Here is a 23,277-nt window from a genome sequence, read left to right as displayed (position 1 = left end):
CCGGCCAGCTTAAGTCACTACCCAGGCAGTTTCATCCGGAGTAGCCAGCGTCAGCACGGCTTCCTCCACCGTTTCATGGTCCTCCAGCTCACGCTCGATTCGACGCAAAGCAACTGCCACCTGGTGCTCCGGGTGGTCACCCTGAAGGTCGACGGCGGCCACGACGTACAGTTTGCGGGGGCCGACGAACTCCACATGGAGGTAGGTGAGGCGGGCAATATCCCTGTGTTCGAGCACGCGGCGGGCGATGGAACGTTCAATGTCCGGCGTTACACCTTGGCCCACCAGGAAGCGTCGGTTGCGATCGATCAGCACAACGGCAACAACGGCAAGCAGAACACCCACGATGATCGAGCCTGCGGCGTCCAGCACGGCCGAACCAGTGACCTGGTGCAGGAACACACCGGCAAACGCAACCACCAGGCCGATCAGTGCAGCAGCATCCTCTGCGAACACGGCCCGCAAAGTGGGATCAGAGCTGATAAGGACCTGCTTCAGGGTGTTCCGCTCCAGTTGTTGGGCCATCTTCCTGGTCTGGCGGAAGGCCTGGACAAAGGCCACGGCCAGCACCACTTATGCCACCAGGAAGTCCGAAGCGGGCTCCGGCGTGATGATCTGCTGGATGCCGTGCATTATGGACACCACTGCACCAGCGGTGAACAGCCCGAAAGCGGCAAACATGGACCAGACATATGCTTCCCGGCCATAACCCATCGGATGGCTGTCGTCCCGAGGGCGCCGGGAGCGCCGTTCCGCCACGAAGAGGAATACCTGGTTGCCGGTGTCCGCCCAGGAATGTGCGGCTTCGGCAGTCATGGAAGCAGATCCGGTGATGACGGCAGCCACCGATTTGGCCGCCGCAACGAGGGCGTTCGCCGCAAAGGCAATGGCAACGGTCAGCAGTGTGGAACCGGGCTTATCGCGCTTCTCGGATGCCGCCATGGAGATACCGTACCCAACTCGAGGTCCGTCAGGCAGCAATTCAGGCCCGTCGGGCAGCACCTCGGGCCCGCCGGGCAGCGCAACTCCCCACGTAACAACTTGCCCCACTCTGTGAGCCATGCCATATTCATTGCATGATCAGCCTGTTGGACAGCTGGACTGCTGGACAAACCAAAGTCGTAAGGGTCGGTGCCGCCGAGGCAGTGCTTGCCACCCTGAGGGCTGCCATTGAAGACGGCAGCCTCCCAGTAGGTTCGCGCCTGGATTCGGAAGCCACGTTGGCGCAGCAGTTCGGCGTCAGCAGGACCATGGTGCGCGAGGCCCTGAAGTCTTCAAATGCCTTGGGCCTGACCGTAACCCGGACGGGCAAGGGCACTTTCGTCATCGCCGACAAAGTTGGCCAGGACCTGAAACTGGGCAAGTACTCGGCACGCGAACTCCTGCAGGCCCGGCCTCACATTGAAGTGCCGGCCGCCAGTTTGGCAGCGGAACACCGCAGCCAGCAGGATGTCGAATCCCTCCGGGAAATCCTGCTGGCAATGGATAAAGAAGACGATCTGGAACAGTGGGTCATCCTCAATTCCGAGTTCCACGCAATCATCGCCCGCAGCAGTGGCAATGGCGTCTTCGCATCGATGCTTTCCGACATCGACGAGGCCATGGCCAACCAGTCCAGCACCTTGAACCAGGTAGTGGACCGAAGGAAGGAATCCGGACTTGAGCACGCGGCCATTTTTGAAGCCATCGAAAATGGCTCGGCCGAGGATGCCGGGATCGCCATGATGCGGCACCTTCATGGCGTAGAAGGATCGCTAGGGGCTGTCCTACCGGTTTCGGCGCCCTGAAGCCCTGGATCGAACGAGACAACCCACCACACCATTCGGACGGATTCAACGAGGAATCCGCACCGCCTCATTGCGCCCAACTGGGTGCCTGACCATAGGAAATGATGACTAAAAAGTCGACCGCTTGGACACGGCCATGACAACGACTTCCATCAAAGCTCCCACCCGAACCCAACTCACCAGAAGCCAAATCCTCAACTACCTTGCTCGCAATGGCGCAAGCAAAGTATCAGACATCACCCACGGCGTCACGGCCTGCAAAGATACCGTCAAGGCCCGCCTCTCCGAACTGGAGGAAGAGGGGTCCATCCGGGCCAACGTTCCTGCCGATATCCGCGGGAGAACCACGCCTTACTACTCACTCACCACGGCCGGCCTTCCGGCGGAGACGCCAAAAACAGTCATCACGGTGCACATCAAACACGCTGCTGACGGTCGCTTGACGCTGGCATTCGACGACTACCCGGGGCTCACCGCCACAGCCCGGAGCTTCATCGATATACCGGCCGCTGCCCGCAACTCGGCCTCGCGTTACACCGGCCACCCCGAGGACAGCTTCGCAGTCCACATCCGCTTCTGAACAACGACGGCGGTACGCACCCTCCGCGAGGTACGCGCGTTGGGTGCGTACCGCCGTCGTACGTCACTTCCAGTGCCGTTCCGCCCTACTTGACACGTCAACCCATGGCAATGCGCCGTGGGAGAGCGCAATATGGGGGAATGAACGCCTCCAGCGCCGATGGTCCGGCGCAGGGTGGCCCTGTCACCTTCGGGACCCGCCTGCACCCGTGGAGCCGCTACGTGGCGCTGGGTGATTCCTTCACCGAAGGGGTTGGCGATCCGGAGCCCGGCAGCCCCGGTGGACTAAGGGGCTGGGCTGACAGGGTTGCGGAGGAACTAAGCGTCGGACATGAGGACTTCGCCTATGCCAACCTCGCAGTGCGGGGACTGCTGCTCCACCAGATCCTGGAAGAGCAAGTGGCCCCGGCCCTTGAACTGCAACCGGATCTCATAACGCTCAACGCCGGTGGAAACGACCTACTGTTCCATAGGAGCGATCCCGACAAACTCGCCCTCGAACTTGATTCCGGCGTGAAGGTCCTGGCGGCCACCGGCGCAACAATCCTGCTGTTCGCGGGTCCCGACTGGGGTGCAACCCCGGTGCTCGGGCATGCCCGTGGCAAAGTAGCCATCTTCAACGAAAACATGCGCATCATCGCCGCCCGCCACGACGCGGTGATCGCCGATCTCTGGGCGCTGCGCCAGCTCACCAACCCGCAAATGTGGGATCCGGACCGGCTGCATTTCTCCCCGCTGGGCCAGCACACCATCGCCATGATGGTGCTCGAGACGCTCAATGTCCCGCACACCTTGGAGCCGATGATTCCTAAGGCCCTGCCTCCACGCACGTGGCGGGAGGCGAGGGCGGATGACATCGTCTGGGCTCGGGAACACCTGGTTCCCTGGGTTCTTCAACGTCTCACGCAACGGCTGGCCGACGACAATCGGCACCCCAAGCGGCCGGATCCCGGTCCTGTTTTTGGCGCCGGGATGCCGCCGGGGACGTACGTGGGAACGGATCCGGACAATGTGCCCAGTGAAGGCGAATCCCTGAGCAACTAGCCCGTCGGCTGGGCCTCGGCTTGCGCGCGAATGCTCCAAGCGGACCAGTCCAAGGGGTGAACCGAGGGGCGTCCGAGCAGATATCCCTGGGCGGCAGTCACTTTTAACGCCGTAACTTCCTTGAGTTCCGCGGGAGTTTCGATGCCCTCCGCAACCACCGCAGCTCCAACTTCCCGGGCGAGCTCGACCACTGCCCTGGCCCGGATCCGTTGCCCCTCGCTGCCTTCGATGCCTTCAATGAGATGGCGATCGAGTTTGATGATGTCGGGGCTCAGCTCGCTCAGCAGGTCCATGGAAACGAAACCTGCTCCGGAGGCGCTGACAGCAACGCGCAAGCCGAGCGAGCGCAACTGGCCGAGTCCGTCGTCGCGCGCTTGGCCTTCCAAGGCTTCCAAGCTGCCGGTTAGTTCAACGATGATCCGGTCCGGGGCCAGCGACGCTGCAGCAAGCAGGTTCCGGACTCTCGGGTCACGGGACGTCGCCGGAGTAAGGTTCAAGGCGACATACATGTCGTTGGGGACGTCTTTTGCAGCAGTCAGCGCGCAATGAAGGGCTGCGATCTCCAATTCAGTCCCCAAGCCGGCTTCCGCGGCCTCGCGGAACCAGACATCCGCTCCGGCGCCGTCCTCACCGACAAACCGGGTCAACGCTTCGACGCCCACCACGTTTCCGTCAGGCAGCGCGTGGACCGGCTGGAATGCCGTCAACAAAAGCTTGTCCGCGAGTATTGCCTGGATGTCTTCCCGGACCTCCTGGCTTACGGGAACAGTCACCGTGCGCGCTGCGTCAGAGGACTCAAGGTGGACACTGGAGACTTCCTGCCGAACCGGAACCGCCGGCTCTGCGGCCGAAGCCTTCCGGGTTTCCAGCAGATGCTCCAGCAAAGCGCCCTCGGGATCATCCGGACGAGCCTCGATGAGCTGGCGAAGTTTGTTCCTGGCGCCTTCGCTCTCGAGATCAGAATCAGCGAGGATGGCATCGATGATGTCCGTCACCTGTTCACGCATGGTCATGCCCTGGGCAAAGCTGGACGCCTTGACGTCCTCCGCTGATGGGTGGTCAGCACTGCCGCCCGGTGGAAAAGAGCCCGCTTCTTGAGCCATTGAATATTCCTTTATGAGTATCCCCCGCTGGCTAAGCCAGACATGACCTGACCCGGAAAAGCATGGGCCCTGCCACGAATCTTACAGAGAATTTCCGCGTTCCAGTTAGGGGCCTGAGGCAGTATAGGAAAACCGTGTCCTGCGGCAGCCAGCACTGGGATGCTTGAGGTGTGATGTCGACTTCCACGGAATCCCGGACCGCGCTCACTTGGAAGCTTTTGCCGGCAGCGATGCTCTCCGTGTCCGGCGTGCCGCTTTTCGCCTTGGAAAACGATTTTCTTGGTTACGCACTCCTTGCGGCCAGCATTGTCACCGCTGCGTTTATCGACCACGGCTTGATGCGGCACCTCGCGTTGGTAGCTGCCGGAATGGTCACGATCAGCCTGGTACCCCTGAATGCGGATCTGAGCATCGAACACATGGCACTCATGGGTGGCGCCTTGGCTTTGGCCGTGTTGGCTCCGTGGCTTGTATCCCGGTACCTGTACAACGAAAAGACGATCAAATTTCCAGTCAACACGGGCCGTGCATGGCCGCTCGCCGCGAAGCTATACCTGGTGGGCGTTGCAGGGCTTGGATACTTCATCCTGCCGGCCTACCTGATTCGGACAGGCGTCTACCACAATTGGCCGGCCGCCTCCGATCCCACCATCTTCTGGCGCCTCTTCCTCGGAGTGAACTCGGTGGGCATTTGGGACGAACTGTTCTTCATCTGCACCACGTTCACGCTGTTGCGCCAGTACTTCCCCGACTGGCTGGCCAACCTCCTGCAAGCCGTGGTTTTCTCGTCCTTTCTTTGGGAGATCGGCTACCAGGCCTGGGGTCCCCTGCTCACCTTCCCCTTCGCACTGCTACAGGGCTACACATTCAAGCTGACGAAGTCCTTCACATATGTGGTGTCAGTTCATCTGCTCTTCGATTTCGTCCTGTTCCTGGCTTTGGTCCATGCGCACAACCGTGATTGGTTGCCCATCTTCCTGTATTGAGCGATGTGCCTGAGGCCGCTCCTTGGGCCATGACGTGGAGCGGCTGGAACGGACTACCTAAAAACTACTTTTCGGTATGCCTAACTTTCGGTTATCCTCGTAACAGGATTCCGCAATGAAGAGGATGAAGACGATGGCCACCCCCACCCTGCAAAGACGACCCACACCCGCAAAGGTATGGTCGCGGCTACTCCTGCTTGGCCCTGCATTCGTGGCGGCGATCGCGTACGTGGACCCCGGCAACGTGGCCGCAAACCTGACAGCGGGAGCAAATTACGGGTATTTGCTGGTGTGGGTGCTGGTTGCAGCCAACGCCATGGCAGTCCTCGTGCAGTACCAATCAGCGAAGCTCGGTCTGGCAACCGGCCTGAGCCTTCCCGAGATCCTCGGCAAGCGGCTTGGAACCAAGGGCCGGCGCCTTTACTGGGCGCAGGCCGAGATCGTTGCCGGCGCCACGGACATGGCCGAGGTGATTGGGGGTGCGGTTGCGCTCAATCTCTTGTTCGGGCTGCCACTCCTGGCCGGCGGCCTGATCGTTGGCGTCGCGTCAATGATGCTGTTGGCACTGCAGTCCCGCCGCGGCCAGCGCTCCTTCGAGTACGCGATCCTGGTATTGCTGGGCATCATTGCCGTCGGGTTTGTCTCCGGCTTGTTCGTCAATCCTCCGGATGCCGGAAGCGCATTGGGCGGTTTGCTTCCCCGCTTTGAGGGTACGGATACAGTCCTGTTGGCAGCAAGCATGCTCGGCGCCACCGTGATGCCGCACGCGATTTATCTGCACTCGGCTTTGGCCAGAGACCGGCACGGATTCTCCGAAAACCCGGCTGTGCGGACGCGGCTGATTCGCGCAACCCGCTTTGACGTTGTGGGCGCCCTCTTGCTTGCCGGTGTGGTGAACATTTCGATGCTCCTGCTGGCTGCCTCCAGCCTCAGGGGCATTGAGGGAACGGATACGATTGCCGGTGCCCACACGGCCGTGACATCGGCACTTGGCCCCGCAATCGGCATCATCTTCGCGATTGGCTTGCTCGCCTCCGGCCTCGCGTCAACATCGGTAGGCTGCTATGCCGGCGCAACCATCATGGGCGGCCTGCTCAAGGTGCGCATCCCGTTGCTGACCCGCCGCGTGATTACCCTTATTCCGGCATTGATCGTCCTGGGAGCAGGTGTTGAGCCCACACTGGCGCTGGTGCTAAGCCAGGTCCTGCTGAGCTTTGGAATTCCCTTCGCGCTGATCCCACTCATAAGACTCACTGGTAAGCGCGAGGTTATGGGCATCCACGCGGACTCCAAGCCGTTGAAGATAGCAGGCTGGACGAGTGCAAGTTTGATTGTTGGGCTCAACATAGTGCTGATTACGCTTACTATCAGCGGGCATTCCTAAGGCGCTAACCCGCCCCGCCCATTCTGCATATGTTACATCTAACTGCATACATGTTAGCCTTCTAGCTAGCTTATCTAGCAACACTCGAGTGGATCTTAACGTTCGAGGGGTCTGAGGAAGGCGGAGAATGAACGCGACAGAAATGGTCGTCCTTCTCGACGACTCCGGCAGGCCCATCGGCGAAACCCCAAAGGAAGCACTCCACACCCAAGAAACGCCACTGCATCTTGCATTTTCCTGCTACTTGCTCAATGACCTCGGCGAGCTCCTCCTCACACGCCGCTCCCCCGAAAAGCAGACATGGCCAGGTGTGTGGACCAACAGCTTCTGCGGGCATCCGGCTCCCGGCGAGGACCCCAAGGATGCTGTTCTCCGTCGCGCGCACTACGAGCTCGGAGTAGACGTGGGGCGGCTCGAACTAGTCCTCCCCAGCTTCCGTTATCGCGCCGTGGACCCTTCGGGCATCGTCGAGAACGAGCTTTGCCCCGTCTATACGGCCCGGGCCCTGGGACCGCTCAGGCCAAATCCACTCGAAGTGGCTGACTACGCATGGATGTCTGCGGGACTTCTCGCAGAAGCCTTGGAGAGGACTCCTGCTGTCTTCAGCCCATGGCTGGCACTGCAATTTCCGCAGCTCGTCGAAGGTCAAGCGCTGAAGCTTGGGCCACAAGCATTCACGGATACGACGGCGGCACGCACCAACACTGAATGGCGCCGTTTTATCTAACTCAACTACGGATCTGGATTCCTGGTCACGCTGATACTGATCCTGCAGTGGAGCCCCACGTCATGAGGGGGTAGGTCCCGGGTTCCTCGAGTGTTCGTCAGTTGGATCTTCGTCAATCGTGTCCAAGGCTTCGCGCATGTTCAGGAGGAAGTCCATCACCACTCGCGCTTCTACTGGGCTGAGAGCGCTGGCTACGTTCAAAATGCGGCGATGCATTCCACCAAGCGTGTGCCGGACTTCCTGATCGGAACCGGCAGTCGGCCGCAGAATCAAGGCCCGACGATCCGTAGGATGCGGTTCGCGCCGGATGTGGCCGGAGTCCACCAAACGATCGATCAGCGTGGTCATGGACGCTGACGTTATGCCCAAGCGATCGCCCAGATCCTTGGGTTTCATCACCTTGCCCGCCGCTTCGGCTTCGAAAAGGTACCGCAAGGCCAAGAGGTCCTTTTCGCCCATACCCATGGCAGAGCGGGTCCTTCGACGCATGGCCTGTTCCGAGACACGATAATCCCGGAGGGCATTCAGGACATCAACGGCAAGGGCTATCTCCCCGGGGTCCTTGCCGTACCAGTAGCCCTTGGCGTGGCCGTTTGTGTCCATTCCGTGATCCTTCGATAAGCGTGAAGCTTGTTTCCCTAGCATCTGATCCTAATTCACGGTAGTTGGTGAACGCAGGGAAGCCTGCTTTGCACGCCCTCGCCCGACATTCAAGGGTTTTCCACATAGGCACATTGACCCGCCGATAATGTCTGCGGCTGCTGGAAGAGTAGGGGTATGGAGCGGAACCGAGAGAGCCAAGCAGCTATGTCGGTTTCCGCCGTGCCGGGCTCCGTTGCTGTGACCCCTGGCTCCAGGGACTCGGGCTCCGGTGGCTTTGACGTTGAGGATTTGCTTGTCCGGGTGGGCGCTTTCCGCGTTGCCGCGGCCAGCAATGAGTTGATTGATCAGATTCGTGGCCTGGAGGACGTGAAGTCCGCGATCGCGGCTTTGCAGGCGCGGGCCGCGGTGGCGTTTGACCTGGCGCAGCGCCGCGAACAAGCCTCTGCCGGTGTCTCCTCCTCGGAGCGTGGTCAGGGTGTGAGTGCGCAGATCGCACTGGCCCGGTGCGAATCACCGAACAAAGGGTCCCGGCTCCTCGGACTGGCCAAGGCACTGGTCTCGGAAATGCCGCGCACCATGGCCGCCCTGGAAACCGGACACCTGAACGAATGGCGAGCCACTCTGTTGGTGAAGGAAACAGCCTGCCTGTCGGTCGAAGACCGGGCAGCGGTCGATGAGGAACTCGCCCCCGACACCGGAACCTTCGACGGCGTCGGAGACAAAACCATCATCGCCGCCGCGAAAGCCGCAGCCTACCGGCGGGACCCCCGTTCCGTGACCCAACGAGCCGCACACGCAGCGTCCGAACGGCACGTCAGCCTCCGCCCTGCCCCGGACACCATGACCATCCTCACCGCACTGCTCCCCGTCGCCCAAGGCGTCGCCGCCTACGCCGCCCTCAGCCGTCATGCTGACTCGGCCCGCTCCGGCGGGGACACCCGTAACCGGGGCCAGGTCATGGCCGACACCCTGACCGAACGCCTCACCGGCACCCCAGACGGGATCAGCGGTGTTGATGTGCAACTCGTCATGACCGACCGCACCCTCTTCCAAGGCGACAGCGAACCAGCACGGCTCCAGGGCTACGGAATCGTCCCCGCCGAATGGGCCAGAACCCTCGTCGGCGGAGGCAGCAACCAGATCAACAACGATCCAGGGAATGGCGAGGCGGACGGAGAGTCGCGAATCAATGGTCAGACCGGCACCAGCGGCGAGGCCGGGGTTGTGGGAAAGGCCGGGACCGACAACCAAGCGAAATCCGGGCAGGCCAACTCGGGTACGAAACGCACGGACCGCGAGGACCTTAGGGTCTTGCTTCGCCGTCTATACACAGCACCAGCCAGTGGTGAATTGCTGGCCATGGACTCCAAAGCCCGACTCTTCCCACCCGGGATGCGGCGCTTCATCAAAACCAGGGACGACACCTGCCGTACGCCTTACTGCGACGCGCCCATCCGCCACATCGACCACGTGCTTCCGTGGCACCAAGGCGGCAAAACGAGCCTCGCCAACGGCGCGGGGCTCTGCGAAGCCTGCAACCACACCAAAGAAAACCCCCACTGGAACGTGAAAACAATCCCTGGCGGGCGACATGAACTGGAAGTCAGCACTCCCACCGGACACATATACCAATCCAAAGCCCCACGCCTACCGGGCCACGATCGCTCTCCAGCAACTGCACCGTCACCTTCTTCACTGGCACCGTCTTCGCCGTCACCTTCTTCACTGGCAGCGTCTTCGCCGTCACCTTCTTCACTGGCAGCGTCTTCACCGTCACCTTCTTCACTGGCAGCGTCTTCACCGTCACCTTCTTCACTGGCAGCGTCTTCACCGGAGCCGTCATCACCGTTGCATCCAGAGGCGCCAGCAACAGCGTCATGGTCACCAGATTCGACTGTTACGCACTTTTCCATGGCTGGGATGCTGCTGGAGAACGTCTTGCTGCACCGCACCAGCTGGAACTGACACCAGCCTGATCCCGGCAGGGGGACTGCGCAGAACAAGGACTACGCCGAACAAGCTGCCTTCAATGCCTGGACCGACTCAGCCGGGACGTCGTCGCCGGCCTCAGCGATCTGGTTCAGCGGAGTCGTGATTTCGGCGGGAACACCGGCGGTACGGGCAGCAGTGACCAGCCCACTGAGTACCTGCTTGTCCTCAACGCTCACCAATCCGTCCTGGACTACGGCGCAAATCTGTTTGTTGACTTCCTCGGCAGCAGCAGTGGCCACCTTCGAGGCCGCTTCGCTGGCAGCATTCCCGGCGGCTTCCTCCACAGAGGCGCAGCCAGCCAGAAGGAGAAAGAGGGGGACGACGGACAACGTTGCGAGGCTGCGATTCATGAGTCCCAGCTTAACAATCCCCACTGAGAGGCTTGGAGTTCCGCGATCCGGTACACCCAACTTCCAGAGCTGCTGCTGGTTGATCAGCCTGGCACTAATGCAGATGACGTAATGATTGACATGACATAACTCACATTCTGTAAGCTTGATTGAAAGTCACGCAGCCGGCTTCCCTCGTACTATTTCGGGAGGTCCGCATGGCCCCCAATTCCCTCAAATCCGAGATCCTCCTCGCACATGGAGCCGCGTCTTCCGCGGCTGCTGTCGCTCGAAGAAGAGCAGCAGGTCACCATGTCGCGCCAAACAAACCCGACGCCCTACTCGGGGCGATAGCCGTACGGCAGCTGTTCCATCGCTGGCCTTTGGTTCCTTCCCGCGAACTCGAACGCATCCGCCACGTCCTCATCCATTGCGATCAGTTGGGCTCGGCTGATACCCATCATTTGTCCGAGCCTGCCCAAGCGCTTCTGGAGCTCATCAACAGCGAGTTGGATCGGCGTCGTTCATCTGGTCATCAGAATGTGACCGACACGCAGGCGGCCGGTGCAGGTACGGCACAGGCAATGCAGCGGGGCGCCGCTTAATGGCGGGGCATTTCGAAGTCTTTGATGCCACTGGCGGCGACTGCAGGGTACGCCTCGTCGATGATGACGGGATCGAACTCGCGCTCACCGTCACTTACCGGGATAAAGGCGCAGCAGCAAAGGCTATTTACACGCTGAGGGAAATCGCAGCGAGCGGCCTCATTGAGGACCACACATCAACTTTTCCCTCGCCTAACTGAGACGCAGCCCATCTGAAAAGCATGGGCGGTTGTTCCCACGGCCGGGAACAACCGCCAATGCTGCAAGCAGCCCAAAGAGTTGTGCCGGTTTAGGCCCGAACGATCGGCAATCCTGCCGTCGGGAAGACGCTGGGAAAGATCGACGGCGGCGGCACGGGTACCGTATCCAACGGCACCGTGATGGTGTCCGCGCTGACGGTGACGTCGTGATCCCGAACCCGAATCAGCAGAGGCTCATCGCTGTAACCCGAACCTGTAACGAGCGCCAGCGCGATGGATCCCTGAACGAGTTCCACAGACAGCAAACGACCACGAACCTTGAGCCGGAAGGAGAGGCCTTCCCACTCCACGGGCAGCCGCGGATCGAAGCGCAGGACCTCGCCCTGATCACGCATTCCGGCAAAACCGCAGACCAACGAGCTCCAAATTCCGCCGGTGGAGGCGATGTGGACGCCGTCGATCGTGTTGCCGTGTGAGTTGTCCAGGTCAATGAACAACGCTTCGGTGAAATGCTTCAGCGCGACGTCGCCATACCCAACTTCCGCAGCCATGATGCCCTGCACGCAGGCGGACAGGGTGGAGTCGCCGGTGGTGATGGGATCGTAGAAGTCGAAGGCACGCTGTTTTTCCTCGGCAGAGAAATCCTGCCACTGGAGGAACATGGCCAGCACGGTGTCGGCCTGCTTAAGGACCTGGTGCCGATAGATCACCAAGGGGTGGAAGTTCAGCAACAGCGGGTACTTGGACTTGGGCGTGTTCCAATCCCAGGGCTCCAAAGTCATGAAGTCGTTGTCCTGGCTGAAGACTTCCAGGTGGGGATCGTAGGGCAGGGACATGCGCTCGGCAGCTTGGCGCCACACCAAGCGTTCGGTGTCAGCGATGCCTTCGTGTTCCAACGCAGCCGCGGCACGGAGGTTAAACCGGGCCATGACGTTGGTGTAGAGGTTGTCGTTGACCACGGCGGTGTATTCATCCGGCCCGGTGACGCCGTGGATGTGGAAGAGTCCGTCCTTGCCGAAGAAGCCCAGGGAGACCCACATCCGCGCCGTCTCAATGAGCAGGTCGGCACCAATGTCGGGACGGAAGCTGGCGTCGCCGCTGGCCCACTCGTAGCGGTTGGCAGCAAACGCGATGGCAGCTGCGATGTGGAACTGGGCTGTTCCGGCCGCGTAGTAGGCACTCGCTTCCAGCCCATTGATGGTCCGCCACGGGAAAAGAGCTCCGTCCACACTGAGTTCCTTGGCGCGGACACGCGCATCCGGAAGCATGGCGTGCCGTGATTCGAGCACTTTCCGGGCACCGTCAGGATTGGTGTACGTCAGATACGGGAGGAGGTAGACCTCTTGGTCCCAGAAGTAGTGGCCCTCATACCCGGAACCACTGACCCCCTTGGCCGGAATGCCGGCGACACCGGCGCGGGCTGTTGCCTGCGCGAGCTGGAAGAGGGCCCACCGCACGGCTTGCTGGAGTTCGGGCTGGCCGCCGATGGCAACATCCGCGGTGGTCCAGTACTGGCTGTAGTGGGCCTGGCTCTGCGCGAGGATTTCGGAGAACGGCACCAGATTGGCCTCGGCGTCCGCTGCCAGGCTCTCGCCGCCGTCTTCATCATCCGTCAGTGCGCGCCCGGCCACGACGTAGCTGACCGTCTTCTCCAGACGGAATGCTTCGCCGCTGTTGATGGCCAGGACATAGCGCACGGATGACTCGTCCTCCGCCACCACGGTCTCGAAGGGTTGGCCTTCGGCGGAGATCCAGTGATCCACCGCCATCGCAATGCGCTGGCGGGATTCCGAGGTCTCCCACGCCAGGCGCAGGGAGCCATCGGCGCCCTGGAGGTGCAGCGGCAGCAGCACACGGCCGGCGTGCCGACCGGATCGCCTGGGGTCATGGACCGAGTGGTCCTCCACAGGCTGGTCCTGGCGGTTTACGACGCCGGAAACAATGTCAGCGGACACGTCGCGGTCAGCGCTCACGGACAGTTCCAGGCCAAGACATCCGCGCGAATCGAACCCGACGGCTCGCCGCTCAACAGTGGTGACCGTAGCACCGGAGCGGCAAGCCCATGTGGTGGTTTCCTCGTAGACGCCTGTGGAGAAGTCCACACTCCGGTGGTAGTCCAGCACCGTGGATTCGGCCAGGCTCAGGGCCTCGCCATCGATAGATACCGTGAAATTATTGGCGTCCGGGACGTACACAATCCGCTGGCCGGTGCGCGCAAAGCCGTACGCATTCTCGGCGTGCTTGATGTCCCAGATCTCGTGGAAGCCGTTGATGAATGTGCCGGGAAGTTCGCCGTCGCCACGCGTGGAATGGGCGCCGCGGACGCCAAGGTGGCCGTTGCCGAGGGCGAACAGCGTTTCCAGCGTTCCCTCGTCACCGGGGACGTGGATACTTTCCACGAGCTTCCAAGGCTCGCAGGGAAAGCGCAGCCGATCAGAGCTGATGAGTGCCATGGGCTAAAGAGGTCCTTCGAAAAGTAGGGTCAGAGAAGATCGTTGAGGTCGTCGACCACCAGCGTGGCGCCGGCGTCGAGCAGTGTTTGGCGGCCAGCGCCGCGGTCCACGCCGATGACGGCCTGGAAGTTGCCGGCACTGCCGGCCTGCACGCCGGAGACGGCGTCTTCCACCACGATGCATTCCTGGGTGGGGACGTCCAGCAGGGACGCCGCGTAAGTGAACGTGGCCGGATCCGGCTTGCCGGGAAGTCCGGCGGCGGCGGCTACCTGACCGTCGACGACCACCGTGAAGTGGTGGTCAAGTCCGGCTGCCTTCAGTACCGCGGGGGCGTTGCGTGAGGAGGACACGACGGCGACCTTGAGTCCCAGCTCAAGCGCGGCGTTGATGAACTTGACCGAGCCGGGGAAAGGCTCGACGCCGCGGGTGTCCACGATCTCGTTGAAGATTGCGTTCTTGCGGTTTCCCAGGCCCTGGACGGTTTCATTCGCGGGGGCGTCATCCAGGGGTCCTTCCGGCAGCGTGATGCCGCGCGAGGTCAGGAAGTCCCGGACGCCGTCGAAGCGTGGCTTGCCGTCGATGTGATCGAAGTAGTCGCTTTCCTGGTAGCCCTGCGGGTTGCCGGCATCGGCGAGGTAGGAGTCGAACAGCTCCTGCCAGGCCTGCTCGTGCACCACGGCAGTGGGCGTCAGCACGCCGTCGAGGTCGAACAAGAGCGCCGAAGCGCCAGTCCAGGCATTACGAAGATCAGTCATGTGCATGGTTCCGTTCAGCGCTTGTGGCGCGTGGTTTTGCGTTCGATGAGCTTGGTATCGAGCAGATGAGTGGAGGGTGGGTTGGGGGGATCTGTATTCAAAAGTCGTTCGCACAGCAGGTTCGCCGCGAAAGCACCTTGGTCGGCAACGGGTTGCGCCACAGTGCTCAGTCCAAGGAACCAGCTCATGGGATGGTCATCGATTCCGATCACGGACATGTTTTTGGGCACGGACAGCCCATACTCCCGCAACGCCATCAGGGCACCGAACGCTGCTTCATCACAATGGGCGAATACTGCAGTGGGCCGTGCGCCGCGGGTGATGAGTTCGGTCATTGCCCGGCGGCCGTCGTCGATGCTTGGCCCAGCAGCCACCACAAGGTCCGGGTGGACGGTGAGGTGGTGTTCATCCAGTGCACGCCTGAAGCCGTGGAACCGCGGGGTCTCAGTAGCAACGGAGTGTTCATTGCTCGAGAGAACGGCCAAGTCCCAATGGCCCAGCCCCAGCAGGTGTTGGGTGGCCTGCCAAGCTGCGTGCTCGTCATCGATACCAACATTGTCCCACGGAACATTCCGCATGCCCACGCTGGCGACTGGCAGCCCGGAAGCTTGCAACGCTTCCACTTCGGCGGGGTCAAGGTCAACATTGAGCAGCAGCAGCCCGTCCACCCTTTGCGCCAACCGTTCAAGATCGCCGAAGACCTGCTTGCGGACGCTGGTCTTGTTGCGAAGGCTGATCAGGACGGTGTCGTAACCGCTGTCGCCGAAGACTTCTTCTGCTGCTTCCACGGCCTGCGCGAAGAACCAGGCTGTGGCGGTGGGGGCGATGATGGCCACGGAACCCGTGCTGCCACCGGCCAGTCTTGATGCTGCTGCCGAGGCTTTGTAGCCCAGCTTGTTTGCGGCTTCCGCCACTTGCCGCTGGGCCTTTTCGGAAACGTTGGGGAGATTCCTCAGAGCCCTGGACACCGTACAAATGGACAATCCGGAGAGGACTGCAACGTCCTGGATTGTCACCCTGTGAGTCCTAACCATGCAACACGGCCTCAACCCTTTCCATACTCGATGACACGTTGGGGGAACGGCACCGCGCGCGGGAGAACTCCCACATTTACGGCGGCCGCAAGCCAAAAGTGTAAGCGCTTACAATTTTGTCATTCAATAGTGTGTGGCCGAATGCGAATTTGTGACGGGAATCTCACGGAAAGATTGATTCTGACGGGCGGATGCCGTCTAATCCGGCAGCTGTTCCAGTGCCTCAGCGCCCGTTCAAGACCGTCAGCGCCCGTTCAACACGTAGTACCGAAGGAACGCGCTGACATCCACAAGCTCCGGCGGCTCGATCCTGTGCCCCATTCCCGGGTAGGTACGCGTCGTCAGGGCTACGTTCGCTTCCAGCCACTCTTCCGTGTGGGCAATGGCGTCTTCGTTGATCACCGGATCCGCCTTGTCCCTGCCCCAAAAGAAGGGTGGAGGCGAATCAAAGGATTCGCTGAGCGCCAGGAGGTCGTTGTCCAGGACAAAACCGGACAAACCAACCGTTGCTTTGAACGCGTGGGGCCGTAGCCGCAGGAGCGTGCTGGCCATGGCCATTCCCTGCGAGTAACCGAGCAGGCTGACGCTGCTGTGGTTCTCTTTCACGGTGTTGATCCAGTTGAAAACGGAGTTGGTGGAGGTGATGACATCGGCGAAGTCGTTCGTCAGGAAGTAGTCCAGGAGGAACCAGCCGTAGTGGTCGCCGATTTCCTTGGGGCCGCGAAGCGCCGCACAGGTGAATTCCGCAGGGAGATACGGAAACAGGTCAACCATGCGCTGCTCGCTGGTGCCGTAGCCGTGCATCATCACCAGCAACGGGGTGCCCGCGCGCTGGTTTTCGGGCTTCGACCAGACCACTGAATCCATGGGACGAGCCTAGTAGACTGGCCCCATGACTCCGCAGGAACTGGCCAACCTGGCCCATCTGCGGCGCGCCCGCGATTTCATCGATCGCGAGTACGCGCGGCCCTTGGATGTGCCCACCATGGCAGCCGGCGCCCTTATGTCCCCTGCGCATTTCTCCCGCCAGTTCAAGGCCGCATACGGTGAATCGCCCTACAACTACCTCATGACCCGGCGCATCGAACGGGCCATGGCCTTGCTGCGGGCGGGTACCAGCGTTACTGATGCTTGCATGGAGGTGGGCTGTACATCCCTGGGTTCTTTCAGTTCACGTTTCACGGAGATCGTCGGCGTGACGCCCAGCGAATACCGCTCACGCGAGCACCATGCGGTGAAGGCGATGCCCACCTGCATCGCGAAGCAGCAAACACGGCCGGAAAGAAACGGCAATAAGAACCTGAGCAGGATTGAAGAAGCGCCCGCCTCACAGCTGCAATAGCGTGTGAGACATGAACATTTCATTGAAGTACGCACACGTCACTGTTAACGATGTCGATGAGTCGCTCGCCTTCTACCGCGACGCCCTCGGCCTGGAAGTCCGGAACGACGTCGGCTCGGACGGCCAGCGTTGGGTTACCCTCGGCAGCGATGCCCAGCCGGACCTCGAACTCGTCCTGTCCCCTCCACACGCCGGCCGCTCGCAGGCTGATGGCGACGCCATCCAGGAACTGCTCACCAAGGGCGTCATGCCCATGCTCGTTTTCAACACGGACGATCTCGATGCCACGTTTGAAAAGCTGCGCGCCTCAGGTGCCGAAGTCCTCCAGGAGCCGATTGTTCAGCCCTGGGGTCCCCGCGACTGCGCCTTCCGCGATCCGTCCGGCAACATGATCCGCATCAACCAAGGCTAACGCCCAAGCACGACGACGGTAGGTCACGGGCGCACTTACCGGCCTGCCGCCGTCGTGCTTTCCGCAATACGCAGTCCAGAGTTAGTGGCTCAACAGTCCAGCGCTTGAGCGTTCGCCGTACTCGTGCGTGGATGCGATAGCAGCAGAAACCACATCGGAGAGCCGAAGCCGCCGGTTGTAAGCCTGGCGCTGAAGACGTTCGCCCGTGCCACGGCGCAGGATCTTCGCAACACCGGCCCGTGCGAGTGCCAGGTCCCCGGACTTAGTCAGCGCCCCGCGGACGTGCCGCAACAAGGCCCCTGCCACATCAGCAGCAGGATAGGGCCTGTGATCCATCGGGTGAATCAGTTGATCATTGATGCCAAAGCGGCTGGACCGCCAGTTGGCCATCCGCAACAGGCTGGTCAAAGCGTCCGACGGCGGCTCCCCCTTCCGCCATTGTGTCGCCGCAGTCTCCACCAAAGCCCGCGCAATCACCGCGATGGTGAGGGCGTCTTCGGCGTACAGGCAGACGTCGGAGATGCGGAGTTCAACGGTGGGATGCCCTCTGGATAGACGCGCATCGAAGTAGATCATGCCCTCGTCCAAGGGGACCCCTGTGCCCAGCAGGTTCGCGAGAACCGCCCGGTAGCCTTCTGACGAGCCGAAGACATCCATGGGCCCGGCAGTGGGCCATCTGTTCCAAATTTGGGTCCGGTAACTGGCAAAGCCTGTGTCGGAGCCCATCCAAAACGGGGAGTTCGCACTCAAAGCAAGGAGGACCGGGAGCCATTGGCGCATCCTGTCCAGGACGCCCACGCCTTCATCCGGCGATTCAATGGCCACGTGGACGTGGAATCCGCAAGTGAGCTGCTCGCGCGAAATAAGGCCGAATTCTGTTCCCATGGTCGCATAGCGTTGATTACCCAAGGTGGGCGTCGCGTGGAATTCCGGGGGCGTGGCCAAGGCGGCCACCCTGGCCCCCAACGTCCGTGCAGCCGAATCGGCCAAAGCCCGCCCAAGGCGGATCTCGTCGCGAAGCTCCGCTGCCGTCCGGCAAGGCCGGGAATTCACCTCAATCTGTTCCTGTTTGAACTCCGATTTGAGGGAATCACCGGCTTCCGGATAGCTTGCCGTGTTCATGTGGGGTTGGGCGGCTATGTCAAGGATGCCCGCGGCAAGCGGAAGCGGCATCCCGTCAACGGGATCTGCGATCAGCAACTCTTCCTCGACGCCAAACGTACGCATAGCTACCCTCCCCGCAGTAATGAAATTAGAGGCCGCGGTTATCCGACGTGGCGCGGAACCTCCATCTGGAAGCCGCAGCGGCAATGGAGCACCTGCGTTTGCAGGTAGACCTCGAACAGGCTCGGGCCGTCCAGGTCGTCAGTGCTCCGGGGTGGCTCGATGATGCTCTCTGAGGGGCGTCCCAGCGTCATGGGCTCGCCACAATGCGTGCAGCTGAACCACAGGCCGGATGCGGACGTGGACAGGAATTCGGTTTGGATCTCCGGTACTAGTTCGGCCAAGGGCACGGGGTGGGCGTAAAACGTATCGCACTCACTGCAGGTATAGCTGACTTCAACGATTTCGGACTGGTTCGGTTCTGCTTCTACGACGGTTTCAACAAAAATGTACGAATCAGTATCGCAAACTGTGCACCATGGCCGTGTGGCGGTGTCAAAAGTTGCGGGTTTCGCCCCAACCATGGGTTTAGGGGCGGGAATAGGGGATCCAAGCGTCATTGCCATTCTCCTTTATGCACGTATCCACCGCGAGGTGGGTTCCGACAACATATTGAATCGCGTCGGGAGAAGCTGATTGCTCCTCGAGGAGGCCTGCATGGATGCACGCGGCGAGCCGGCCGATTGTGGCCACGGCTTAAGGTGCAGTTCTTGTACCATCTTGGATGGCTTCAGGTCATGAGTCTCCAAGGGCTATCTGCTTAACCCACCTATGAATGTAGTTCATTAGTGGCGGGCGTCACAAGTGCGCAAGGTCTGTCATACGTGCGAAGGGCCCGGCGCCAGTCTCCTAGGGCTCAAAGTGGGCCACGGGAGCTTCGTCTGCCACAGCCTTGACGAGCTGCTCAGCCACATCCCTGAGTTTTTGGTTGCGACCGTTGGAAGCCTTGGTGAGGATCCTGAAGGCCTCATCCTGGCTACAGCGGTTTTGGCCCATGATGATGCCGCAGGCCAGATCAATCACTGTTCTGGACTGCATTGCTGCCTGAAGGTCATCAGCATGCTGCTGCTTGATGCCAATCCTCACGGCCAACCTCAGTGAGCGCTCCGCCTGGCTGGCATACAACTCACAATTCCGGATTGTCTCGTCGTCGTAGACATGGGCTTTCGGGGCGAAGAAGTTCAGGGCTGCCGTTGCACCCTCATCCAATTCCAGCGGGACGCAAAGGGCCGAAAGGTGCCCACGTTCTGCGATGACGGTGCAGTACTCAGACCATCTTTCCTCGGAGGAAGTATCGGGGACATGCACTGTGGCGTGGCTGCGCATGGCTTCCAGGCACGGGCCATCCCCGTAAGCTTGCTGAACTTCATCGATCAGCCTCGCTTCGTGGGTACTTCCGGCCACTGTGGCCGTGCGGCGTCGCCGGCTCAAAGTGATGCCGCACAGGACATCCAGGCCTACGGCTTCAGATACGGAGGCCGCGGAGAAGACCGCAAGATCATGCAGGAAGCCTGCTACATCATCGCTGTCGATTACCAAGTCCTGAAGTTGTTCAGGCACCGAAACATCGTCAAGCGATGGGACAGTATCCGACGGCGCTGGGACATCGTCCGGCACCGCAAAATCAACGTGCATTTCGTCCATGATTCAGTTTACGATCGTCCGGACCCAACTCGTCACTCCTTGAAGAACAAGCACCAGAATCCTTGCATCTGCCGTGCACCTATGTGCACAATCTAGCTAGAGTCCGCATTGCCGGACAGGCTTTACAGCTCATGCAGACGGGCACCCCGCATTAACAATGCAGAGGTAAATCCCATGTCGGCCCAGCCCGCGTCCAGAGTTCCCGACGAAGCCCACCAACCAGACGACCCCCTATGGTGTACACGCTGCAATACTGACCAACATTTGGTGGTGGATTCGATTCAGTCGCATTACCCTCCCACCCCCAACACGGTGGATGTGGCCTACGAATGCAGGGTCTGCAACTACTCCTATGATCAGACCGCCACGGTACAAAGGGTGGCCGTCGTACTGAACCGCCCCGGCGTTTCCCAGGGCATACTGCAGTTCGGTGGCCAGTATTTGCACTGCGGGGAGCCCATGAGAACCAGCAGTTGCCAGCTGCGGCGGATCCAGGCCCCGCTTGTCCTGAAGCCCGGCGGCCAACTGCGCATGTACGAGGTCATCATCAATACCCGCACCCTCGGCTGCCCCTGCGGCTTCCACATGGAAATCCCGGACTAGATGCGGTGATCACGCGCCTTGAGCAAGGAAACCAGTTTTAACAGAGGTAGAGGAACAGGAAGGGAAAACATGCAGACCGAATCAAAGAGGGACGAGTCTCCAGTTACCGGGACTGATCACAAGCCGGTTAGAAAGCACAAGCTTCCGGATCCACCAGACCCGGACAACCTTCCCATCGACTACCTCGCCTCCGGGTGGGACATCAGCAGGTACTCCTCAAGCGTCAGGCGTGAGCTTCATCGGCGCGCCACCCACCTACGCGGCGCTTGACCTTGAGTGACTTCCCGCCGGACCCTTCGCATCCCGATCCCACCAGGGAGCCCGGGCCCACACCGGAGCCGGTTCCCCTGCCGGAGCCAGGGCCTCCCCCGGTACCGGACCCGACGCCGGGGCCAACAGTGCCGTCACCACCGGCACGGCCAGATACTGGACAACCGCCAGGGCAGCCACCTGGACAAACCCCTCTTTAGAGGGTTTCCAACCCCATAGACCGGATCCCGCCAAATCCCCCAGTCAGGATCCGATGGAAGGGCATGTCGCACTACAGGGAGTGCGACATGCCCTTTGGCGTGCCCTGAAGCGTGCCCTGGAGCCAGGCACCTGCTGAACAGCCCCAACACTGCAATCTTTGTTTATGTTGGTTTCTATTGACTTACCAACACAAACAAAGATAGAGTCAAGCAATTCCACATCGTTGTGACAGCAGTCACCTGATGCGGCTGCACCGATAAATGGCTTTACCGCAATGGAGGGTAAGTGTTCGCTGAAGAGCGCCAACAACTGATCTCCGCACTCGTCGCCGAGCGCGGACGGGTGAGTGTCACTGACCTCGCCGACCGTTTCAGCATCACCACTGAGACCATCCGCCGTGATCTCGCAGCTCTTGAAGTTTCGGGGAGCCTGCGCCGCGTTCATGGCGGGGCCGTCCCTTCGGACCGCTTGAGCACCCGCGAGGAAAGCATCCTGGAGCGCGCCATCCAGCGCCAATCCGAGAAACACCGCATCGCAGCTGCCGCACTTGCCCTGATTCCGGAACTCACCACTGGCAGCATCCTGCTGGACGCCGGCTCCACAACTGAGACCCTGGCAGACCTGCTGGCCCAGCGCACACCTGCAGCCAACGGCAACGAAGAGCTCGTGGTCATCACCCACGCCATTCCCATCGCGGGCAAGCTCTCCTCCACAGCCGGTATTGCCCTCCAAATCCTGGGTGGCCGCGTCCGCGGTCTGACCCAGGCCGCCGTGGGACAATCCACCGTGGAGGCCGCCTACAAGCTTCGTCCGGACATCGCCTTCGTCGGCGCCAACGGCATTCACTCCACCTTCGGGCTGAGCACGCCCGATCCTGAAGAGGCCGCGGTAAAGGCCGCCTTCGTCAAGTCAGCCCGCCGCGTTGTGGCACTGGCCGATTCTTCCAAGCTGGACGCCGAGACATTGGTCCAGTTCGCCACCCTGAAGGATGTTGACACTTTGATTACAGACAGTGAACCCTCCGCTGAACTCGCGGCTGCCCTGGCCGAAGCCGGCGTTGACGTGGTGATCGCATGATCGTCACATTCACGGCCAACCCAAGCCTGGACCGCACAGTGGAGCTTCCGGCACCACTGGCCCGTGGCGAGGTACAGCGCGCTGTCGCCGTCCATCAGGAGTCGGGCGGAAAGGGCGTCAACGTTTCCCGCGCCCTCGTGGCTTCCGGCCTCGAAACACTGGCCGTCCTGCCGGGTGCTGACTCCGATCCGGTACTTTCCGGACTGCACGACGCCGGCGTGCCGTTCGCTGCGCTGCCCATCGGTCAGGCGCTACGCAGCAACGTCACCCTCACCGAACCGGACGGCGTCACCACCAAGATCAACGAACCCGGCCCGGAGCTGAGCGACGAACAGCAGGAAGCCCTGATCGGGCTGCTGCTGGAGCGCTCCCGTGGCGCCAGCTGGGTGGTTCTCGCAGGCTCGCTCCCACCAGGAGTGCCCGCGGATTTCTACGCCACAATCGCACGTCGACTCCGGTCGAACGCTGATGGAACGGCCGTCCCCGGCATCGCCATCGACTCCTCCGGGGCTCCCCTTGCGGCAGCTTTGAAAGGCGATGCCGCAGGAAAACCCGATCTCCTCAAGCCCAACGCGGAAGAGCTCGCAGAACTCGCTGCCGCTGCCGGTTTCACCATCGTCTCAACCGCTGACGAACTGGAAGCAGACCCGGCAAAAGCCGCCCAAGCTGCTGCCGCCGTCGTCGAAAGCGGTGTGGGCGCCGTTCTGGCAACACTCGGATCCAAGGGCGCAATCCTGGTGACGGCTGATGGGGCGTGGCTTGCCACGCATCCCCCCATCCAGGCCGTCAGCACGGTGGGCGCCGGGGATTCTGCACTGGCCGGCTACTTGCTGGCTGCTATCCAAGGCGGTTCCGCCCAGGACTGCCTTCGTCAGGCGGTGGCACATGGTGCCGCTGCTGCTTCGCTGCCGGGCTCCACTGTCCCTGCAGTCCACCAGACAACCCCCAACGCCGTAACCATCACGGCCCTCCAGAAGGACTAA

At 61.4% G+C, this 23,277-nt stretch carries 25 protein-coding genes and 1 pseudogene; 15 read left to right on the top strand and 11 right to left on the bottom strand.

All coding sequences use genetic code 11. The features are described from left to right. Nucleotides 1-9: 9 nt before the first annotated feature. Nucleotides 10-942, bottom strand: a pseudogene (locus AC1DCM_RS08235) (cation diffusion facilitator family transporter). Nucleotides 943-1,079: 137 nt separating this feature from the next. Here AC1DCM_RS08235 and AC1DCM_RS08230 point away from each other — a divergent pair. The 3 genes from AC1DCM_RS08230 (at nt 1,080) to AC1DCM_RS08220 (ending at nt 3,410) form a co-directional block, all read left to right on the top strand. Then, nucleotides 1,080-1,787: a FadR/GntR family transcriptional regulator gene (locus tag AC1DCM_RS08230; protein ID WP_431120094.1), complete on the top strand. Its 708-nt coding sequence runs from the start codon at nt 1,080-1,082 to the stop codon at nt 1,785-1,787. A 136-nt stretch (nt 1,788-1,923) separates the two neighbouring features. Then, the gene (locus AC1DCM_RS08225) at nt 1,924-2,367 is read left to right on the top strand and encodes a helix-turn-helix domain-containing protein (RefSeq protein ID WP_477517946.1); all 444 of its coding nucleotides are present in this window, start codon (nt 1,924-1,926) and stop codon (nt 2,365-2,367) included. A 140-nt stretch (nt 2,368-2,507) separates the two neighbouring features. Continuing rightward, the gene (locus AC1DCM_RS08220) at nt 2,508-3,410 is read left to right on the top strand and encodes an SGNH/GDSL hydrolase family protein (protein WP_477517945.1); all 903 of its coding nucleotides are present in this window, start codon (nt 2,508-2,510) and stop codon (nt 3,408-3,410) included. Here the strand turns inward: AC1DCM_RS08220 and AC1DCM_RS08215 are convergent. After that, a complete protein-coding gene (locus tag AC1DCM_RS08215) occupies nt 3,407-4,513 on the bottom strand; it encodes an EAL domain-containing protein (protein ID WP_477517944.1) in 1,107 nt (368 codons plus the stop codon). The two genes, AC1DCM_RS08220 and AC1DCM_RS08215, sit on opposite strands and share 4 nt — an antisense overlap. Before the next feature lie 170 nt (nt 4,514-4,683). Between AC1DCM_RS08215 and AC1DCM_RS08210 the strand changes: the two genes are divergently transcribed. From AC1DCM_RS08210 to idi, 3 genes are all read left to right on the top strand, one after another. Next, nucleotides 4,684-5,499 carry a CPBP family intramembrane glutamic endopeptidase gene (locus AC1DCM_RS08210; protein WP_477517943.1) on the top strand — a complete coding sequence of 272 codons (816 nt, stop codon included), beginning with the start codon at nt 4,684-4,686 and terminating at the stop codon, nt 5,497-5,499. A 133-nt stretch (nt 5,500-5,632) separates the two neighbouring features. Further along, nucleotides 5,633-6,883 (top strand): Nramp family divalent metal transporter, encoded by a 1,251-nt coding sequence (locus tag AC1DCM_RS08205; protein WP_477518014.1) that lies wholly within the window; start codon nt 5,633-5,635, stop codon nt 6,881-6,883. 127 nt (nt 6,884-7,010) lie between these two features. Next, nucleotides 7,011-7,610, top strand: coding sequence for an isopentenyl-diphosphate Delta-isomerase (gene idi, locus AC1DCM_RS08200; RefSeq protein ID WP_477517942.1), 600 nt, complete (start codon nt 7,011-7,013; stop codon nt 7,608-7,610). A 60-nt stretch (nt 7,611-7,670) separates the two neighbouring features. Here the strand turns inward: idi and AC1DCM_RS08195 are convergent, their stop codons facing one another. Further along, nucleotides 7,671-8,213 carry a MarR family winged helix-turn-helix transcriptional regulator gene (locus tag AC1DCM_RS08195; protein WP_477517941.1) on the bottom strand — a complete coding sequence of 181 codons (543 nt, stop codon included), beginning with the start codon at nt 8,211-8,213 and terminating at the stop codon, nt 7,671-7,673. 174 nt (nt 8,214-8,387) lie between these two features. On the opposite strand from AC1DCM_RS08195, the gene AC1DCM_RS08190 reads away from it, so the two are divergent. Next, on the top strand, nt 8,388-10,178 hold the full coding sequence (locus AC1DCM_RS08190; RefSeq protein WP_477517940.1) for an HNH endonuclease: 1,791 nt from the start codon (nt 8,388-8,390) through the stop codon (nt 10,176-10,178). A 41-nt stretch (nt 10,179-10,219) separates the two neighbouring features. Here AC1DCM_RS08190 and AC1DCM_RS08185 read toward each other — a convergent pair whose 3' ends face one another. Next, nucleotides 10,220-10,555, bottom strand: coding sequence for a hypothetical protein (locus tag AC1DCM_RS08185; RefSeq protein ID WP_477517939.1), 336 nt, complete (start codon nt 10,553-10,555; stop codon nt 10,220-10,222). A 197-nt stretch (nt 10,556-10,752) separates the two neighbouring features. On the opposite strand from AC1DCM_RS08185, the gene AC1DCM_RS08180 reads away from it, so the two are divergent. Further along, nucleotides 10,753-11,139: a hypothetical protein gene (locus AC1DCM_RS08180; protein WP_477517938.1), complete on the top strand. Its 387-nt coding sequence runs from the start codon at nt 10,753-10,755 to the stop codon at nt 11,137-11,139. Continuing rightward, the gene (locus AC1DCM_RS08175; protein WP_442002885.1) at nt 11,139-11,339 is read left to right on the top strand and encodes a YegP family protein; all 201 of its coding nucleotides are present in this window, start codon (nt 11,139-11,141) and stop codon (nt 11,337-11,339) included. The genes AC1DCM_RS08180 and AC1DCM_RS08175 overlap by 1 nt, the downstream gene beginning before the upstream one ends. Nucleotides 11,340-11,428: 89 nt before the next feature. Here AC1DCM_RS08175 and AC1DCM_RS08170 read toward each other — a convergent pair whose 3' ends face one another. From AC1DCM_RS08170 to AC1DCM_RS08155, 4 genes are all read right to left on the bottom strand, one after another. Continuing rightward, a complete protein-coding gene (locus tag AC1DCM_RS08170) occupies nt 11,429-13,792 on the bottom strand; it encodes a glycoside hydrolase family 65 protein (RefSeq protein WP_477517937.1) in 2,364 nt (787 codons plus the stop codon). A gap of 29 nt (nt 13,793-13,821) precedes the next feature. Further along, nucleotides 13,822-14,553, bottom strand: coding sequence for an HAD family hydrolase (locus tag AC1DCM_RS08165; RefSeq protein ID WP_477517936.1), 732 nt, complete (start codon nt 14,551-14,553; stop codon nt 13,822-13,824). Nucleotides 14,554-14,561: 8 nt separating this feature from the next. Further along, a complete protein-coding gene (locus AC1DCM_RS08160) occupies nt 14,562-15,563 on the bottom strand; it encodes a LacI family DNA-binding transcriptional regulator (protein ID WP_477517935.1) in 1,002 nt (333 codons plus the stop codon). A gap of 261 nt (nt 15,564-15,824) precedes the next feature. Next, complete coding sequence (locus tag AC1DCM_RS08155; protein WP_477517934.1) at nt 15,825-16,448, bottom strand: alpha/beta hydrolase; 624 nt, start codon at nt 16,446-16,448, stop codon at nt 15,825-15,827. Between the two features lie 25 nt (nt 16,449-16,473). Here AC1DCM_RS08155 and AC1DCM_RS08150 point away from each other — a divergent pair, with 25 nt between their 5' ends. Both AC1DCM_RS08150 and AC1DCM_RS08145 read left to right on the top strand, forming a co-directional pair. Then, nucleotides 16,474-16,923 carry a helix-turn-helix transcriptional regulator gene (locus AC1DCM_RS08150; protein ID WP_442002890.1) on the top strand — a complete coding sequence of 150 codons (450 nt, stop codon included), beginning with the start codon at nt 16,474-16,476 and terminating at the stop codon, nt 16,921-16,923. A gap of 10 nt (nt 16,924-16,933) precedes the next feature. Further along, nucleotides 16,934-17,335, top strand: a complete 402-nt coding sequence (locus AC1DCM_RS08145) for a VOC family protein (RefSeq protein ID WP_216922497.1) — start codon at nt 16,934-16,936, stop codon at nt 17,333-17,335. A gap of 81 nt (nt 17,336-17,416) precedes the next feature. On the opposite strand, the gene AC1DCM_RS08140 is transcribed toward AC1DCM_RS08145, so the two are convergent. From AC1DCM_RS08140 to AC1DCM_RS08130, 3 genes are all read right to left on the bottom strand, one after another. Beyond that, nucleotides 17,417-18,562 carry a glutamate--cysteine ligase 2 gene (locus AC1DCM_RS08140; protein ID WP_477517933.1) on the bottom strand — a complete coding sequence of 382 codons (1,146 nt, stop codon included), beginning with the start codon at nt 18,560-18,562 and terminating at the stop codon, nt 17,417-17,419. Between the two features lie 38 nt (nt 18,563-18,600). Continuing rightward, complete coding sequence (locus tag AC1DCM_RS08135; protein ID WP_477517932.1) at nt 18,601-19,059, bottom strand: hypothetical protein; 459 nt, start codon at nt 19,057-19,059, stop codon at nt 18,601-18,603. 289 nt (nt 19,060-19,348) lie between these two features. Then, a complete protein-coding gene (locus AC1DCM_RS08130) occupies nt 19,349-20,143 on the bottom strand; it encodes a GAF and ANTAR domain-containing protein (protein ID WP_477517931.1) in 795 nt (264 codons plus the stop codon). Nucleotides 20,144-20,413: 270 nt separating this feature from the next. Here AC1DCM_RS08130 and AC1DCM_RS08125 point away from each other — a divergent pair, with 270 nt between their 5' ends. From AC1DCM_RS08125 to AC1DCM_RS08110, 4 genes are all read left to right on the top strand, one after another. Beyond that, nucleotides 20,414-20,746 (top strand): hypothetical protein, encoded by a 333-nt coding sequence (locus AC1DCM_RS08125; RefSeq protein WP_477517930.1) that lies wholly within the window; start codon nt 20,414-20,416, stop codon nt 20,744-20,746. Between the two features lie 69 nt (nt 20,747-20,815). After that, entirely contained in the window at nt 20,816-21,016 is a 201-nt protein-coding gene (locus AC1DCM_RS08120) for a hypothetical protein (protein ID WP_477517929.1), read from the top strand. A 486-nt stretch (nt 21,017-21,502) separates the two neighbouring features. Then, on the top strand, nt 21,503-22,294 hold the full coding sequence (locus tag AC1DCM_RS08115; protein WP_223935427.1) for a DeoR/GlpR family DNA-binding transcription regulator: 792 nt from the start codon (nt 21,503-21,505) through the stop codon (nt 22,292-22,294). Continuing rightward, the gene (locus AC1DCM_RS08110; RefSeq protein WP_477517928.1) at nt 22,291-23,277 is read left to right on the top strand and encodes a 1-phosphofructokinase family hexose kinase; all 987 of its coding nucleotides are present in this window, start codon (nt 22,291-22,293) and stop codon (nt 23,275-23,277) included. Before AC1DCM_RS08115 ends, AC1DCM_RS08110 begins: the two co-directional genes overlap by 4 nt.

Source organism: Paenarthrobacter sp. 10N417, assembly GCF_056394745.1.
Note: the sequence above shows the minus strand (reverse complement) of the source record. Positions and strands in the feature narration are given on the sequence as shown.